The organism is Polynucleobacter asymbioticus QLW-P1DMWA-1, from assembly GCF_000016345.1.
Taxonomy (GTDB): domain Bacteria; phylum Pseudomonadota; class Gammaproteobacteria; order Burkholderiales; family Burkholderiaceae; genus Polynucleobacter; species Polynucleobacter asymbioticus.
Genome location: NC_009379.1, coordinates 1690852 through 1706241, shown reverse-complemented (window position 1 = coordinate 1706241; position 15390 = coordinate 1690852). Strand labels below are relative to the sequence as shown.

Below are 15390 nucleotides of genomic sequence, written 5' to 3'. Positions count from 1 at the left end.
TGCCAGAGGCAATTTTGCTCATACTGCAGCAGCAAATGACTCCTTAAATCCCTTTTTAGACGTAGAAAAGAAGTCGATAGATTAATTCGGCTTGAGGGCTATAAAACTTAATTAAGTTTTGACCTTGGCGACTGGCATTCTTTTGCCAATGGCAACCACTACAAGCACGGCGCTAGCAAAGAAGATATTGCTGATGGTAAGGGGTTCGAATACCAAAACGCTCGATAGGGCTAGGGTGCAAAAGGGCTGAAGCAATTGCACCTGTCCGACATGTGATATTCCGCCCATAGATAATCCGGTGTACCAAAATATATTACCGATGTAGGCTGAAAAGATGCTTACAAAGAGCAATGCTAGCCATGCTGGTAATGAAGCATTCATGATTGGTATTGCAGTAACACTCGAATGCATTGCGTAATAAATCGCAATTGGAAGACTGGGTATGAGGGAAATAATTGCTACCCATGAGATCACAGCTATGCCCCCCATCTTTTGGGAAAGGTTACCAGCTTCTGCATAACCGTAAGAAGCAGAGACTGCAGCAAGTAACAAGGCTAGATCACTTAACTGTAAGGCTCCCCCACTTTCTTTAATTGAGAAGGCGAGAACTAAAGCACTACCAAGAATGGCGGTAATCCAAAAGCCGCGTGATGGTCTTTCGCCAAAACGCAAGGTGGCGAATAGAGCAGTCAATAAAGGTGATATTCCTAGAACAATCCCACCATGTGAAGAAGGCAGATCTTGCATCGCAATCGCGATGGAGATTGGAAAGACAAAAGAAATAAGGATGGAAATGATTCCCAGTGTTGGAAGATCACTCTTTTGGGGAAGAGCAATCTTTTTTGCCGCTATATAAATTAAGGCAGCTACACCAGCAATGGCTGCTCGGTAAAAAGAGAGGGGAATCGCACTAAAATCTGGAACGGCTATTTTGGTAGCGGGCAGCGTCATGCTGAAAATGACAACTCCGACTAGACCTAGCCAAATTCCTTTAGTTTCTTTATTCAAAGCACAGTCTCAATATTTTTCTATAGGATGGTTTCCTGAAGTTTACTAAAGGATTACTTGCCATGAACTTTTCGAATCAATAATCAATCCTCTGCTACATTACATTTATTACATTCGATAACAAATAAGAGACAATAAAATGAAAGTATTAGTTACTGGTGGAGCTGGATTTTTAGGGCAAAAACTTGCTAATCAGTTATTAAGTCGTGGGTCTTTAAAAGACTCGGATGGGGCCGAGCAAAAAATTGAGCAACTCATACTGGTTGATGTTGTTAAGGCCAATGATTTTGGCGATTCACGAGTTAAGGTGATCGCTGGAGATATTGCGGATCCTAAGCTCATTCAGGGATTGATTACCCCAGAGATTAAATCTATCTTTCACTTAGCCGCTATCGTTAGCGGCCAAGCAGAGGCTGACTTTGACTTAGGAATGCGAATTAATCTGGATGCTGCACGACTATTGCTAGAGGCTTGCCGCAAAGCGGGGCATAAACCCAAAATTATCTTTACTAGTTCGGTAGCTGTATACGGTGGAGCTCTTCCAGAGATGGTTTTGGATACAACAGCCTTAAACCCTCAATCATCGTATGGCACTCAAAAGGCAATCTGTGAGCTTTTACTTAATGACTTCACTCGCAAGGGTTTTGTAGACGGCAGGGTATTACGTTTACCCACTATTAGTGTTCGCCCTGGAGTTGCTAATAAAGCAGCATCTTCGTTTGCTAGCGGAATCATTCGCGAGCCTTTAAATGGTCAACCTTCCATTTGCCCAGTTTCACCTGACTTGCGTATCTGGTTGTTATCACCCCTTTATGCCATTGAATCTTTGATTACTGGCCATGACTTAGATTCAAGCAAATTGGGCTTGAATAAGTCAATCAATCTTCCTGGTGTTTCAGTAAGTGTTGGTGAAATGATTGAAGCACTACACAAAGTGGCTAGTGAAGAGACTGTTTCTCTCATTTCCATTGAGCCAGATCCAAAGGTAGAGGCGATCGTAAGAAGTTGGCCTGCATCCTGGGATGCCAGCAGAGCTCAAGCATTGGGTTTAAAGTCTGACCCCAATTTTCAAAGTATTGTTGAGGCCTATATTGAGGATGAGCTTAAAGGTAAGAGTTAATCGTGTGGGGTGTTACCCACGATATCTCTGGCTAAGGCGCTACCCTCCTCTTTCCAGAAGCTTCTGTCGGCCAGCTTCAGCCTCTCCGCTGCGTTAATCATGTGGATACTGGCAGCTAGACGTGCTTGATCGGCATCGCCCGAGGCAATGGCAGCAACAATCGCTTCATGTTCTTCTTGTACTTGTTGTGCAAAATCTAACCTTCGGTCTTCATTTGCTCGAGTAACACTAGTTGCTGCTCTGAGCGAATAGGAAAAAGTGTCTACAAACTTCAGCCAATAAGGATTTCCGGTAGCTTGCGCTATCAGCATATGAAAACGGACATCTTCTTCGACACCATTTTGGCCAGCGTCAGTCACCTTTTTAATTTTTCTTAATGCTTCTTCAATATCTGAAAGTTGTCCTGGTGTGCGGCGAATTGCTGCCAACGCGGCAATTTCAGATTCAACACCGCGCCTGACTTCAATAATATTTTGCAGAGCATGAACCGATTGTTCTGCGACTTCATTTACCAACTCAGGATTAGGCTTGAATTTTTCGCCAATAAAGGTGCCGCTACCTTTACGTGATTGCAAAATCTCATCTTTCTTCAGTATTGCAATCGCCTCTCGTACTACTGTTCTGCTGACTTTGAAATGCTTAGCAATCACTGACTCAGAGGGAAGGCGGGTATTGGGATTTAAGTTATCCGCATGAAATTGATTTAGTAGGGTGTTTGCAATCCGCGTCCCAAGATTTCCCGCAGAGAAGTGGGTCTTCTTATTCTCTACATCTGCCAGTTTTAGAAATTGACTCATGAGCGTTTAAATGGATAGTTGTCTACTAAAAATCATAAAAAGTATACAACTTATTAGGGTAAAAGCTAGATCTAAATCATTGACTCCTATATTTTTTGTGATTAGCATGGCTATTAGTAAGTTGTATAAAAGTTGTATATTTTATTAAAAAAATTAAATGCTAATCCAATTTAGCTTTAGAGGGAGACGGTAATGACTGCTACAAGCATGGGCACCCCGAGTGCTTTTGAGGATTTAACTTATAAGAAAGTCGCATGGCGCATCATGCCGCTGCTGATGATCTGTTACATCGTTGCTTACTTAGATCGAGTCAACGTGGGCTTTGCAAAATTACAAATGCTGACTGACTTAGGGTTTAGCGAAGCTGTATATGGCTTCGGTGCTGGCGTATTCTTCTTCGGCTACTTTATCTTTGAAGTTCCCAGTAACATCATCTTGCATAGAGTGGGCGCACGAGTGTGGATTGCTCGAATCATGGTTACCTGGGCGGCAATTTCAGGTGCTTGTATGTTTGTAAGTACTCCCACCAGCTTTTATGTAATGCGTTTTTTATTGGGCTTAGCTGAAGCTGGATTTTTCCCGGGCATCATTTTGTATCTCACATATTGGTTTCCATCGGCACGCCGTTCAAAGATTGTTTCAATCTTCATGGCTGCTATTCCGTTAGCAGGTTTGATTGGCGGACCCTTATCTGGTTGGATTATGGAGTCTGTAGCTGGTGTTAACGGCCTTACAGGTTGGCAATGGATGTTTGTGCTTGAAGCCATTCCAGCAGTCATTTTGGCTGTAGTAGTTTTCTGCTATTTAGATGATGGCATTAAACATGCTAAATGGTTGAATAACGAAGAGAAGGCCATGCTTGCGGCCAATATTGTGGCTGATCAACGTGAAAAAGTAGATCACGGCTCCTTTGGTGCAATCCTTAAAGATGGCCGCCTCTGGCTTGGTATCGTGGTGTATTTCTGTATCGTGATGGGTCAGTATGGATTAACTTTCTTCCTCCCAACTTTGATCAAAACCGCAGGAATTAAAGGCGTCTTAAATATTGGTTTGTTTACTGCAATCCCATACGGAGCGGCAGTGATCTCCATGATCTTCTTTGGTCGCAGATCCGATAAAACCCGTGAACGCCGCTGGCATTTAGTTGTTCCTATGTATATGGGCGTGATCGGTCTTACTGGTAGTGCGCTTGCGGGCACAACAAATACCGAGATTGCAGTTGCCTTCTTAACTTTGGCAGCAGCTGGAGTGCTCTCTGCTACTCCATTGTTCTGGGCATTGCCTACCTCTTTCTTGGCCGGTGCTTCAGCTGCTGCAGGTATTGCCGCAATTAATTCTGTTGGAAATCTCTCGGGCTTCGCAGCACCATTCTTAATTGGTGCTATTAAGGATGCGACAGGCTCTTCCAATATCGGTCTTTACGTAATTTCTGGCGTGCTGGTAATTGGGTCATTTGCAGTATTGAAATTCCCGGCGAAGTTAGTTAATAAATAAGCAATCACTAGATTTAGTGCCATCTGCCATCACGGCGGTGGCACTTTTTATTTAAAAGGTCAGAAAATGAGTTCCCAAGGAATAGCTGTTGGTGTTGTGGGTCTTGGCGCTATGGGTAAAGGAATGGCTGGATCATTGCGCCGTTCTGGTTATAACGTTTATGTAGCCGATGTTCGTAAAGAAGCTGCTGATACATTTGTTGAGGATGGCGGCGTTGCTTGCTCGTCGCCGGCAGAGGTAGCCGAACATTGCGAGATTTTAGTCAGCGTTGTAGTCAATGCTGCGCAAACAGAAGAAGTGCTGTTTGGTAAAAATGGCGCAGCCAATGCGATGAAGAAGGGCTCTGTTTTTGTGATGTGCTCTACAGTGGATCCTAATTGGTCCGTTGGATTGGAGAAGCGTTTAAATGATATGGGGATCCTGTACTTAGATTCTCCCATCTCAGGAGGAGCTGCTAAGGCTGCGTCTGGCGAGATGACTATTATGAGCGCCGGCACTCCGCAGGCATATGCCAAAGTAGGTGGCGCATTAGATGCGATGGCGGCTAAAGTGTATCGTCTGGGCGATAGCGCTGGAGCTGGCAGCAAGGTAAAGATCATTAATCAACTATTGGCAGGTGTACATATTGCAGCCGCTGCTGAAGCTATGGCTTTAGGGTTGCGTGAAGGTGTCGATGCTGCGTCTTTATATGAAGTCATTACTAATAGCGCTGGTAATAGCTGGATGTTTGAGAATCGGATGGCTCACGTTTTAGCTGCAGACTACACACCGCTTTCGGCTGTGGATATTTTTGTTAAAGATCTAGGTTTAGTTCTCGATACCGCAAGAGCCAGCAAATTTCCGCTGCCCTTGAGCTCCACCGCACACCAAATGTTCATGCAAGCATCTACGGCTGGTTTTGGTAGAGAAGATGACTCTGCAGTGATTAAAATTTTCCCTGGAATTGAACTTCCGGGAAAAAAATAAATTAATTAGAAGAAAAGATATTGGGATATGGCTGTTTTATTGGGTTGCATTGCAGATGATTTCACAGGTGGTACAGACCTAGCTGGCATGCTAGTGAAGTCTGGGATGAAAACCATCCAATTGATTGGGGTACCAACGGAACCGGCGCCTCACGATGTTGATGCAGTAGTCATTGCATTGAAATCTAGAACAAACCCAGCGCCTGAGGCTATTGAGGAATCACTGCGTGCTTTAGAGTGGCTAAAGAGTCAAGGATGTCAGCAATTCTTCTTTAAATACTGCTCAACATTTGATTCCACCCCAAAAGGAAATATAGGTCCGGTGGCCGAGGCCTTAATGAAGGCACTTGATACGAAGTTCACTATTGCATGCCCCGCGTTTCCTGCAAATAAGCGCAGTATTTACAAAGGACATTTATTTGTTGGGGATGATCTGCTTAGTGAATCTGGCATGCGCAATCATCCTCTGACACCGATGACGGATTCAAATTTAGTTCGTGTGTTGCAACAACAGGTTCAATCGAAGGTTGGCTTAACCGACTACTCAGTGGTCAAGGGTGGTGCAGGAGTAATTCAAAAGCGCTTTGCTGATTTGCGAAAGGACGGCAATCAGTTCTCTATAGTGGATGCCTTATCTGATATTGATTTATATAGTATTGGAGCCGCTTGTGCCGACCTACCATTAGTCACAGGGGGTTCAGGGATCGCCTTGGGATTGCCGGAGAACTTTAGAAAAAAAGGGCTCCTCAAGATTATTGGTGATGCCAGTAAGCTTGGGACGGTTCGCGGCTTAAAGGCCGTCATTGCAGGAAGCTGCTCTGTTGCCACTCAAGAGCAAGTCAGGGCAATGAAGGAGAAATCCCCAGCGTATTTTGTTGATCCACTTGCCTTAGTCGATGGTAGGGATGTCGTTACTGAGGCGCTCGAGTGGGTTGCTCAAAAAATTGTGAAGGGCCCTGTATTGATCTACGCTACCTCCAGTCCCGAGACTGTCAAAAGTATTCAAGATAAAGTAGGTATAGAGAAGGCTGGGGAGATGGTGGAACATGCTCTGGCGCAAATTGCTAAAGGCCTTATCAAGCTAGGTGTTGGTCAGCTCATCGTTGCTGGCGGTGAAACCTCCGGCGCAGTCGTCAAGGCCTTGGGTATTTCTGGTTTAAGAATAGGCCCTGAAATAGCCCCTGGTGTACCTTGGACTAAAGCCATTTTTACTGAAGTAAATCATGACCCCTTAGTGCTCGCCTTGAAATCGGGTAACTTTGGTAGCCCTCAATTCTTTAACGAAGCATGGGATTACATCCAATGACGTTTTCTATTAATAGCAAGTCAGAAGAATCCAAACACCGCGAACAAATTGTTGAGTTTGGAAAGTCAATTTTTGATAGAGGGCTTACGGCTGGCAGTAGCGGTAATTTGAGTGTGCGCTTGGATGATGGTTGGTTATTAACCCCAACTAATGCTTCTTTAGGAAGATTGGATCCAGCCACCCTGACAAAATTAGATTGGGATGGCAATACTGTCAGTGGTTTGCCGCCCTCTAAAGAAGCGTTTTTACATAGAGCTATGTACAGCACTAGAGGCGGGGCAAAAGGTATTGTGCATTTGCATTCCACCTATTCTGCCGCCGTTTCTTGTATGTGTGGCCTCAATCACGATAGCTGTATTCCTCCGCTTACCCCTTATTTTGTGATGAAGGTGGGGCGTTTACCATTGGCCCCATATCACCGCCCCGGTGATCCTGACTTAGCTGCGGTGATTGAAAAGTTAGCGGCGAAGAATTCTTCTGTATTGCTAGCCAATCATGGCCCAGTAGTTTCTGCCAATTCTCTAGAAGCTGCGGTTAATGCAGCTGAAGAGCTCGAAGAAACAGCCAAATTATTTTTACTCCTGAAAGGTGTTGAAACACGCCCGTTAGATGAGGCGCAGATTCAAGATCTTAAGAAAACTTTCAACCTCGATATTTAAATAAAGGTATTACTATGCCAAAGTTTGCTGCGAATTTGACCATGATGTTTAATGAGCATGAATTTCCAGCTCGTTTTACCGCTGCTGCAAAAGCAGGATTTGAAGCCGTTGAGTTTTTATTTCCCTACGACTATGCACCTACTGAGGTTGCTCAGTGGTTAAAAGAAAATAATCTAAAGAACATTCTTTTTAATCTTCCTCCAGGAGATTGGGCTGCGGGGGAACGTGGCATTGCTGCTTTGCCTGGTCGCGAAGATGAGTTCCGAGCTGGTGTTACAAAAGCAATTGAATATGCCTTGGCTCTAGGCACCCCTCAAGTGCATATGATGGCTGGCTTAATACCTTCAAGCTCTGATTTGGCTCTATATCGCAAGACTTATCTCGCAAATATGAAATTTGCTGCCAAAGAACTGGCTAAGCACAAGCTCAATCTATTGCTTGAGCCAATCAATACACGCGATATGCCTGGGTACTTCCTCAATACCCAGGCTCAAGCACACGAACTTCGCGCAGAGTGTGGGGAACCCAACGTGAAGGTGCAGATGGACTTTTATCATGCTCAAATTATGGAGGGTGATTTGGCAATGACATTTAAAAAGTTCTTTAACGATATTGGACATACTCAAATTGCCAGTGTTCCCAATAGAAATGAGCCGGATGATGGTGAAGTGAATTTCCCATTCATTTTTAAGATGCTCGATGAGATGGGTTATCAGGGTTGGATAGGTTGTGAATATCGGCCTAAGGGAAAAACTGAGGATGGTTTGGCTTGGTTTAAAGCAGCAAAGTAATTTAATAGGTTTGCATACAAGAGGATTAAATGAATTCCAAGAAGATTTTGTTTTTAACTGGTGATTTTGCTGAAGACTACGAAACAATGGTGCCTTTTCAGGCAATGCAAATGGTTGGGCATACCGTTCATGCAGTTTGCCCTGGGAAAAAAGCTGGGGATACCATAAAAACGGCTATTCATGATTTTGAAGGTGATCAAACTTACACTGAAAAGCCAGGCCACTTATTTACACTCAATGCTGCATTTGATGATGTCAAAGTTGCCAACTATGATGCACTGATGATTGCGGGCGGTAGAGCGCCAGAATATCTTCGCATGACACCTAAGGTTCTAGAGGTAATTCAAGAATTTGATAAAGCTAAGAAGCCCATTGCGGCAATTTGTCATGGCGCTCAGTTATTAACTGCCGCCGATGTGATTAAGGGTAAAAAGATTTCCGCCTATCCTGCCTGCGCTGCTGAAGTCACGTTAGCAGGTGCGGAGTACGCCAACATTAATGTTGATGATGCGATTACCGACGGACATTTTGTTACTGCTCCTGCATGGCCGGCACATCCAAAGTGGTTGGCACAGTTCTTAGTGTTGCTTGGAACCAAAATTACTTAATAGGGTGATACGCAGTAATGGTTAATGAAGTTCCAAACTATCGAATCGGCCTAGTTGCAAATAGGGCGCATCAAGACTCTGAAGATGCCACCCTGATTCAACTCTTGAACGGTTCAAAGGCATCAATCACCGAAACTCTGAAACCCCATTTCTCGGTAGTTGGTAGAACGATGGATGCGATGAAGATTTATGATTTATTGCCTGATTACGCTGATATCGAACGCCTTCCTTATGGTCATGATGGTGGCTTGATGCGCCTAGTATCAAGGGTGGTAGACCCAGATCCCAATAAAGCGTTGAATGCAATTATTTACCTGATGGATCCTGTCGACCCTTCATCTGCTTTTCCTGAAGCAGTTGCATTAAAGCGTCAGTGTGTCATTCACGGCAAACCATTTTTATCTACTTTAGCTGGGGCAAGGGAGTGGATAGAGCTTGAGTCTATGAATTTGACTGGGAAAAAGACAAAAGATCTAGATCCATATTTTGCTTATGAGAATCAAGGAATAGCATTAATTGCACATGATGCAATGAAGCCAGAAATGTTGAGGTTAGCTGAAAAGCATTTTGATTTACTCGACCGTTTCAAGGTGCGCTATGCCACTGGCACGACTGGTGGATTACTTAATGAACTGGCTAAGCAAATTAAGGGTAGCAAAGATGGAGAAGGTTGGGTAACTCCGTGTTTAAGTGGTCCCATGGGCGGTGATGCCCAGATTGCAGAATTAGTTCTAGATAGAAAGTGTGGGCGAATTCTATTTTTAGAAGACCCCCACGTTGCAAGGCAACATGAAGCAGATATTCAGCTTCTCGAAAGAGCGGCACGTGTTGTAACTGACTTTGCATCTTGCAATAGCGATAATAAGAGCGCAGATCGTTGGTTAAGCCTTCTATCCCAGAGGGCATAAGGCTAAAAGTTGCTGTCCCCTGACTTAATACCACCTTCGGGTGGTATTTTTTTGAATGCTTCTCTATCGTCAATGAAATCAATTACTTAGATAGAATCTTCCCTGCTGACTTTAATAGATATATAGTAATTAATGTAGTTTTTTATAAATAACTAAAGAAACACTAAGGAGCATTATGAAAAAGTTCATTATTCCTATCGCAGCAACCATTCTTTCATTGCCATATTTAGCAATCGCTCAAAACGCACCTCAAGTTGGGGCGGTAGTAGCTAAGGGACCTAATGAAGTTGCAGCTGCAGATGGTATTCAAATTCAAGGCAAGGTGAAGTCAATCGATAAACAAAACCGTAGCGTAGTTGTTGTTGGTGAGCAAGGCAAAGAAGTTTCATTATCTCTAGGGCCACAAGTCAGAAATTTTGATCAAATTAAAGCAGGGGATTTGGTAACCCTGACTTATGTACAGGCATTGGCCTTAGATTTGCACAAGTCTGTTAATGGCGGCAAATTAGGTCAACCTATTGTTGCAGAAGAATCCGTACGTGCCGCCCCTGGTAGCAAACCAGCTGGTGCAATGGAAAGAACAGTTACGCTGACTGCCAATGTAACCAAAGTTGATCAAAAGACCCAGATGGTGACTTTAAAAGGCCCTAATCGCACAGTAGAGCTCAAAGTGAAGGATCCAGCTGTGTTACAAAAGATCAAAGTAGGTGATCAGGTTGACGCTACTTATACCGAGGCTGTAGCAATCCAAGTAACTGCTGCTCCAGCAAAGTAATGTATTTACGTTTAGCTGCTGCAATTTAAATCTACATAAATCTAAACTGCACTTATAAAGTTTAATAAGTATGTAGCATTGACTCAGGAAGTAAGTCCGAAGAAACCCTCATCAGAAGTGATGGGGGTTTTGTCTTTTGGATTGCCTTAATTAAGACTTTGGACTGGGATAGAGTTGATGTGAGAGATATTTTCCATTCTTGTCGACCTTCACTAAAACCATATCACCAACATCGACTACTTTTCCGGTATAGGCTTGAATGTTGACATGATGAGTGACTAGAATCAGCGGTACTTTTGGGTTGCTATTGAGCTGAGATTGAATGAGTTTTTCTAAATCCTGCGTTTGTTGTTTTTCTAGACTCATATCGTCAAAGAAAGACCCGAGAGCGGGTGAAATGGTGGCCGTTCCCTTATTAAGTAGTTTTGCTGTATCAAGACAGCGACACCAGGGACTACTCATCACCTTTGCTGAAGTAATGCCCTGACCACTTAACCACTCGCCTATCAAAACTGACTGCCTCTTGCCAAGCTCCCCCAAATTTCTTTGGGTTGAGCACTTGTCTAGCTGATAACCTTTAGGATCGCCGTATCCTGGTGCATCAGCATGACGCATGAGTAAAACATGCTGCCCATCAGTTAAGTCGCTAGTGAGGCTTGCATTCGCAGAGGGGGAAAGTAGGCCAATTAAAGCACCTACTACTAGAGGGGTGATTATCCTAATGAGTTTCATGGTTTTTAGATATTTGCATGAGTGTATTCAAGATTAAGCTTTCTTGCAGCACACATTCTCGATTGAATCTTGGGTAAACAGAGCTGATTAAATTGTGTCAAACTGAACTCGTTGCAATACCAAATCCAAACTCAAGGAGTTAGCTATGGGCATGAATCAAAAACAGTTATTGATCGCATTAACCGCTGTGGGAGTACTTTCATTACTTGCTTGCCAATCTATGGAGCAAGGCACCGGTCAAAAAGCAAGTGCAAGCCTAGAGTCAAAGTCAGGATCTCAGGCAAAGGGCGAGGTTAATTTTGTATGGCAAGAGAATGATGTTTTGATTAATGGAAAGTTCTCTGGCCTCAAGCCTAATTCTGAGCAAGGAATTCACGTTCACGAAAAGGGAGACTGCTCTGCGCCTGATGCTACGAGCGCAGGTGGACATTTCAATCCAGAAACAAAAATGCATGGCGTACCTGATAGCGGCATGAATCATGCTGGAGATATGCCCAACATTAAATCGGATGCAAATGGTAACGCAGTATATGCAGCCAAGTTACATGGTTTTGCAGTGAACACAGGATCCAATGGAATTGTCGGCCGCGCAGTTGTTGTACATAAAGATCCGGACGATTACAAAACCCAGCCTGCAGGTAACTCTGGCCCAAGAATTGCCTGTGGAGTGATTAAGTAATTTCAGAGTCATTGTTAATCTGTTTTAAGAAAATCCTCACCCTTATCCTTATATTGATGGGGGCGAGATCATTATGAAGTTCCCAATCATTCTCATGCAGTCCTCTTAAATATGAAACGTTGGCAAATGCGAAGAAACTGCGCTTTGACTCCAAAGCAGCTTCTACAGTTTTATATCGCATTAGTCTGTCTTTCTTTAGTGGTAGCTACAGGTTTCTTTTTGGCTGGCGTTTGGGTGATCCCGATTTTTACAGCAATAGAGTTAAGCGCGGTAACGCTTGGTTTTTTAATTTACTGCAGGCACGCGCTTGATTGTGAAACCATTGAAATTGATGGCACACGGTTAATTGTTAAGAAATTTATTGGATACAAAGAAACCATATATGAATTCAATTCACGATGGGCAAAAATCGAGCCGCCGATTGCCGGCTCCAAAACATTCCACATCATCCAATCTAATTTACGAGTTGAACTTGGCCAGTTTATAAGACACGAGCAGCAGATGGCTTTAATTGCCTCTATACGCCCCCATCTAGGATGATGAATTCATACTGCGGCTATTAAAATAAGAGAGAGCCCAGCGCTAGAGGTTAAAAGAGTATTTATCTCGCTAATTTATTTCTTATAATGTTATGCGTTTTGTAATTAATTTAATTACTGAGTAGCTTGATCTGCAATTATTTTCAGCATCGCAAGCGGTAAAACCAGTCTATATTGTTTGTTAACCTTTATTGAGATGGGCTTCATCAAATGAAAAAGATACTTTATTTCTGCTTCGCATTAGTGGCTTTAAATCTTTCAACAGCTTTTGCTGCGGAAATTAAAGTGGCATCCGTTTCTTTCCACTCGAAGGATATGGCCTATAACATTCCTAAGATGGCTGACATATCAGCAGATGCGGCCAAAAATGGAGCCAAGCTCATTGTTTTTCCTGAAATGGCTAGCACCGGCTTTCTTTATATGACTCTAGAGCAGGCTGGCCCAAACGTAGATACTTTTCCGGGGAAGGCTACTGCAGCTTTTGGTCAAGTTGCCCAAAAATACAATACCTATATTGCTTGGGGCTATATTGAGTTGGATCCTAAAACTGGAGTAGCTTACAACTCCGCCGCGATAGTGGGTCCAAATGGTTTTTCTGGAAATTACCGTAAACACCAGTTAGCTGTTGGTGACGATAACCTTTTCAGAGCCCCTGGCAATATTGGGTTTCCAGTTTTTAATACACCGATTGGAAAAATTGCATTACTAGTTTGTTATGACGACAGCCAATTGCAGTCATTGTTATTACCAGCCCTTAGAAATGCAGACATCATCGCCTATCCAACTGCATCTTTATATAGCCCTGGAGCTGATAACCACACCACTATAGGCTCAATGGCTACATTGCCAGGTTGGATTGGGATTAACGTGGTTGCTGCTGACTCTAGTGGAGTCGATACAGTGGGAGGCAAAGATTTAATAGGCCCTGGGGGTTCCTCTGTTTGGGATGCGCAGGGAAATGTACTGGTGTCCGCATCAGTTACAAACTTCACAGATCCTCAGCAGCCTAAAGTCGTATACGCCACAATTAATACAAGCAAACCCAATCCTCAGCGTGATTTTTGGTTAAAAAATCGTCGCCCCGAACTCTACGCGGACTACAACTTTTATAGACCAACACATGACGGCAATGTGAATAATATATCTGCACAGGTTTCAGCGGTATTGGTTCAGTATGAGCCAAAAACAGGCGCTGTAGAAGAGAACTCTAAAGTAGTTGAAAGGCTGATTAACGAGAAAATTTTAGGTCAAGGTATCAATCTAGCCGTTTTACCATTTAACTCATTCATCGGTAATGAAAAAATCACCAAAGAAAATGTTAGCAAGTTTGCGGAGCCTTTGAATGGCAAGAGTTATAACATCGCATCAAGCTTGGCAAAGAAATTTCAGGTGAACCTACTATTTAGTATGCCTGAAATCACTGACGGAAAATATTATGAAACCGCTATCCTCTTTGATTACACGGGTAAACAAATTGGTCTTTATAGAAAATCGCATCTCAATGACATTGAAAAGACATGGGCAACTGCCGGTAATGAATTGCCTGTTTTCAATTCTTCGATCGGACGCATTGCTGTAGTGCTCAATGACGAGGTGCGTATTCCAGAAGTCACTGATATGTACATGTTAAAGCGCGCCAATTTACTGCTCGTCCCAGTAGCCTATAACCAAAAAGAGTATGGCGGGGATGTCAAGATTCCTAAGGGCTTAATAGCAGAAGAATCTAATAAAGGTATGTTCATTTGGTTCTCAATGGCGCAGCATTCTCAAGCATTTACCCTGGTTGCCAACTATGTCAATGGCGCTCATGGTGATATTGGGCAAAGTGCCCTGTACTCGCTGGTTCCTGAAGAGGGTTTCTACCCACCAAATATTGCGCCTAAAGATAAAGAAGTTGCTCATCAGGTTGTTTTTGCAACCAACCAAAATCTGAATCTTTGGACCAATCAACAGCAGAAGGTTGTGGAAAGAATCTGGTCAGCGGCACTCCCTTTAACTCTAAGCAAAGATAATGATTGCCTTAAGGAATGGCAGCAGAACTCATCAAGCCCTATTGTTTGCAAAGGTATCTACAAATAGATTGGTGATGATGGGCCTTGCTAATTGCGAGGCCTATTTATCTTGAAGTGTGTCTCAGTGAATAAGTAGATTTGCAAAAGAGGTCTAGGATTATTTTCTAGACTCCTTTTTGTTTTTATTGGCCTCGTTTCCTCAGAAGTAATTTTTGCAGATGAGGGCGGGTCTGCATTCTGGCTTTCTAGACATATATATTAGAATGTTTCTTATCTGAATTAGCTCTTTAACTTACATTCATCACCAAGTAAATTTACTTCACATACATATATGTCATCCATCTCAGCCATTGATTTTGTTTTTCAGAATGCAATTCCTCAAACTGCGTTCGGCATTTTTATGATTGGCATAGTATTGGGATTCGATGGCTTTGCGTACGGGTGGACTATTAGATTCTTTAGGGCGAATGTTGGACAGCGTCCTAATCCCTCTATGATTCGAGCAACCTTTTTCTTTATTCTCTGTACGCAGTTACTTGCACTTACTCAATTAGCTTCCATTGTGATTTGGGCTGCAGCCATATTATTGGTTGGAGTTACCCCTGATTGGTTTACTTCAATTCGTCTGAGTGCAAGTAGCTATACAACTTTGGGTGATTTCCCCAGTTCAATGCCTGGTGGATGGCATCTGACTCCGGCTTTTATGGCATTTTCAGGACTCTTTTCATTTGCATGGGCATCATCCTCGATTATTAGCATGCTGAATTCGTTAAATAAGTTCCTGGATGCTGAAAACAAATCAACGGAATGATTCGGGTTTAACACAGGTAGCTAAGCTTCAAATACGCGATGTTCTTGGCGAGGCAAATGAAAAGTAACTCAAGAACTCGATACGATTAATAGTGTCGCGTTTAAAGATAGCAAAATGAACTCTAAGCCTGTATACGACTACACGACTGGTACATCAAATTAATTCTATTATTTAAAATTTGACTTA

General features: G+C 43.0%; 16 protein-coding genes. 13 read left to right on the top strand and 3 right to left on the bottom strand.

The features are described from left to right. Positions 1-111 precede the first annotated feature (111 nt). Positions 112-1008, bottom strand: a complete 897-nt coding sequence (locus tag PNUC_RS08525) for a DMT family transporter (protein WP_011903475.1) — start codon at positions 1006-1008, stop codon at positions 112-114. Between the two features lie 139 nt (positions 1009-1147). Between PNUC_RS08525 and denD the strand changes: the two genes are divergently transcribed. Further along, the gene (gene denD / locus PNUC_RS08520; protein WP_011903474.1) at positions 1148-2128 is read left to right on the top strand and encodes a D-erythronate dehydrogenase; all 981 of its coding nucleotides are present in this window, start codon (positions 1148-1150) and stop codon (positions 2126-2128) included. Here the strand turns inward: denD and PNUC_RS08515 are convergent. After that, positions 2125-2925 (bottom strand): FadR/GntR family transcriptional regulator, encoded by an 801-nt coding sequence (locus PNUC_RS08515; RefSeq protein ID WP_011903473.1) that lies wholly within the window; start codon positions 2923-2925, stop codon positions 2125-2127. The genes denD and PNUC_RS08515 overlap by 4 nt on opposite strands. A gap of 192 nt (positions 2926-3117) precedes the next feature. On the opposite strand from PNUC_RS08515, the gene PNUC_RS08510 reads away from it, so the two are divergent. The 8 genes from PNUC_RS08510 to PNUC_RS08475 all read left to right on the top strand — a co-directional run bounded on the left by PNUC_RS08510 (position 3118) and on the right by PNUC_RS08475 (position 10431). Next, positions 3118-4419 carry an MFS transporter gene (locus PNUC_RS08510; RefSeq protein ID WP_011903472.1) on the top strand — a complete coding sequence of 434 codons (1302 nt, stop codon included), beginning with the start codon at positions 3118-3120 and terminating at the stop codon, positions 4417-4419. A 66-nt stretch (positions 4420-4485) separates the two neighbouring features. Then, on the top strand, positions 4486-5385 hold the full coding sequence (ltnD, locus tag PNUC_RS08505; RefSeq protein ID WP_011903471.1) for an L-threonate dehydrogenase: 900 nt from the start codon (positions 4486-4488) through the stop codon (positions 5383-5385). A gap of 27 nt (positions 5386-5412) precedes the next feature. Beyond that, a complete protein-coding gene (otnK, locus tag PNUC_RS08500; RefSeq protein WP_011903470.1) occupies positions 5413-6690 on the top strand; it encodes a 3-oxo-tetronate kinase in 1278 nt (425 codons plus the stop codon). Next, complete coding sequence (gene otnC, locus PNUC_RS08495; protein WP_011903469.1) at positions 6687-7349, top strand: 3-oxo-tetronate 4-phosphate decarboxylase; 663 nt, start codon at positions 6687-6689, stop codon at positions 7347-7349. Before otnK ends, otnC begins: the two co-directional genes overlap by 4 nt. A 14-nt stretch (positions 7350-7363) precedes the next feature. Continuing rightward, a complete protein-coding gene (gene otnI, locus PNUC_RS08490; protein ID WP_011903468.1) occupies positions 7364-8140 on the top strand; it encodes a 2-oxo-tetronate isomerase in 777 nt (258 codons plus the stop codon). A gap of 29 nt (positions 8141-8169) precedes the next feature. Further along, complete coding sequence (locus PNUC_RS08485) at positions 8170-8748, top strand: DJ-1/PfpI family protein (protein ID WP_011903467.1); 579 nt, start codon at positions 8170-8172, stop codon at positions 8746-8748. Between the two features lie 17 nt (positions 8749-8765). Next, positions 8766-9656: a methylglyoxal synthase gene (locus PNUC_RS08480; RefSeq protein WP_011903466.1), complete on the top strand. Its 891-nt coding sequence runs from the start codon at positions 8766-8768 to the stop codon at positions 9654-9656. Between the two features lie 175 nt (positions 9657-9831). Beyond that, complete coding sequence (locus PNUC_RS08475; RefSeq protein ID WP_011903465.1) at positions 9832-10431, top strand: copper-binding protein; 600 nt, start codon at positions 9832-9834, stop codon at positions 10429-10431. 150 nt (positions 10432-10581) lie between these two features. Here the strand turns inward: PNUC_RS08475 and PNUC_RS08470 are convergent, their stop codons facing one another. Beyond that, positions 10582-11163, bottom strand: coding sequence for a histidine phosphatase family protein (locus PNUC_RS08470; protein ID WP_011903464.1), 582 nt, complete (start codon positions 11161-11163; stop codon positions 10582-10584). A 145-nt stretch (positions 11164-11308) separates the two neighbouring features. Between PNUC_RS08470 and PNUC_RS08465 the strand changes: the two genes are divergently transcribed. The 4 genes from PNUC_RS08465 to PNUC_RS08450 all read left to right on the top strand — a co-directional run bounded on the left by PNUC_RS08465 (position 11309) and on the right by PNUC_RS08450 (position 15204). Beyond that, positions 11309-11842: a superoxide dismutase family protein gene (locus PNUC_RS08465; RefSeq protein ID WP_011903463.1), complete on the top strand. Its 534-nt coding sequence runs from the start codon at positions 11309-11311 to the stop codon at positions 11840-11842. Between the two features lie 111 nt (positions 11843-11953). Then, positions 11954-12382, top strand: coding sequence for a DUF2244 domain-containing protein (locus PNUC_RS08460; RefSeq protein WP_011903462.1), 429 nt, complete (start codon positions 11954-11956; stop codon positions 12380-12382). Between the two features lie 209 nt (positions 12383-12591). Then, complete coding sequence (locus PNUC_RS08455) at positions 12592-14460, top strand: carbon-nitrogen hydrolase family protein (RefSeq protein WP_011903461.1); 1869 nt, start codon at positions 12592-12594, stop codon at positions 14458-14460. 264 nt (positions 14461-14724) lie between these two features. Further along, a complete protein-coding gene (locus tag PNUC_RS08450) occupies positions 14725-15204 on the top strand; it encodes a hypothetical protein (RefSeq protein ID WP_011903460.1) in 480 nt (159 codons plus the stop codon). Positions 15205-15390 lie beyond the last annotated feature (186 nt).

Bases quoted from the DNA above. Each gene is read 5' to 3' on its own strand.
- denD (WP_011903474.1), top strand. From the start codon at position 1,148: ATGAAAGTATTAGTTACTGGTGGAGCTGGATTTTTAGGGCAAAAACTT.
- PNUC_RS08515 (WP_011903473.1), bottom strand. From the start codon at position 2,925: ATGAGTCAATTTCTAAAACTGGCAGATGTAGAGAATAAGAAGACCCAC.
- PNUC_RS08510 (WP_011903472.1), top strand. From the start codon at position 3,118: ATGACTGCTACAAGCATGGGCACCCCGAGTGCTTTTGAGGATTTAACT.
- ltnD (WP_011903471.1), top strand. From the start codon at position 4,486: ATGAGTTCCCAAGGAATAGCTGTTGGTGTTGTGGGTCTTGGCGCTATG.
- otnK (WP_011903470.1), top strand. From the start codon at position 5,413: ATGGCTGTTTTATTGGGTTGCATTGCAGATGATTTCACAGGTGGTACA.
- otnC (WP_011903469.1), top strand. From the start codon at position 6,687: ATGACGTTTTCTATTAATAGCAAGTCAGAAGAATCCAAACACCGCGAA.
- otnI (WP_011903468.1), top strand. From the start codon at position 7,364: ATGCCAAAGTTTGCTGCGAATTTGACCATGATGTTTAATGAGCATGAA.
- PNUC_RS08485 (WP_011903467.1), top strand. From the start codon at position 8,170: ATGAATTCCAAGAAGATTTTGTTTTTAACTGGTGATTTTGCTGAAGAC.
- PNUC_RS08480 (WP_011903466.1), top strand. From the start codon at position 8,766: ATGGTTAATGAAGTTCCAAACTATCGAATCGGCCTAGTTGCAAATAGG.
- PNUC_RS08475 (WP_011903465.1), top strand. From the start codon at position 9,832: ATGAAAAAGTTCATTATTCCTATCGCAGCAACCATTCTTTCATTGCCA.
- PNUC_RS08470 (WP_011903464.1), bottom strand. From the start codon at position 11,163: ATGAAACTCATTAGGATAATCACCCCTCTAGTAGTAGGTGCTTTAATT.
- PNUC_RS08465 (WP_011903463.1), top strand. From the start codon at position 11,309: ATGGGCATGAATCAAAAACAGTTATTGATCGCATTAACCGCTGTGGGA.
- PNUC_RS08460 (WP_011903462.1), top strand. From the start codon at position 11,954: ATGAAACGTTGGCAAATGCGAAGAAACTGCGCTTTGACTCCAAAGCAG.
- PNUC_RS08455 (WP_011903461.1), top strand. From the start codon at position 12,592: ATGAAAAAGATACTTTATTTCTGCTTCGCATTAGTGGCTTTAAATCTT.
- PNUC_RS08450 (WP_011903460.1), top strand. From the start codon at position 14,725: ATGTCATCCATCTCAGCCATTGATTTTGTTTTTCAGAATGCAATTCCT.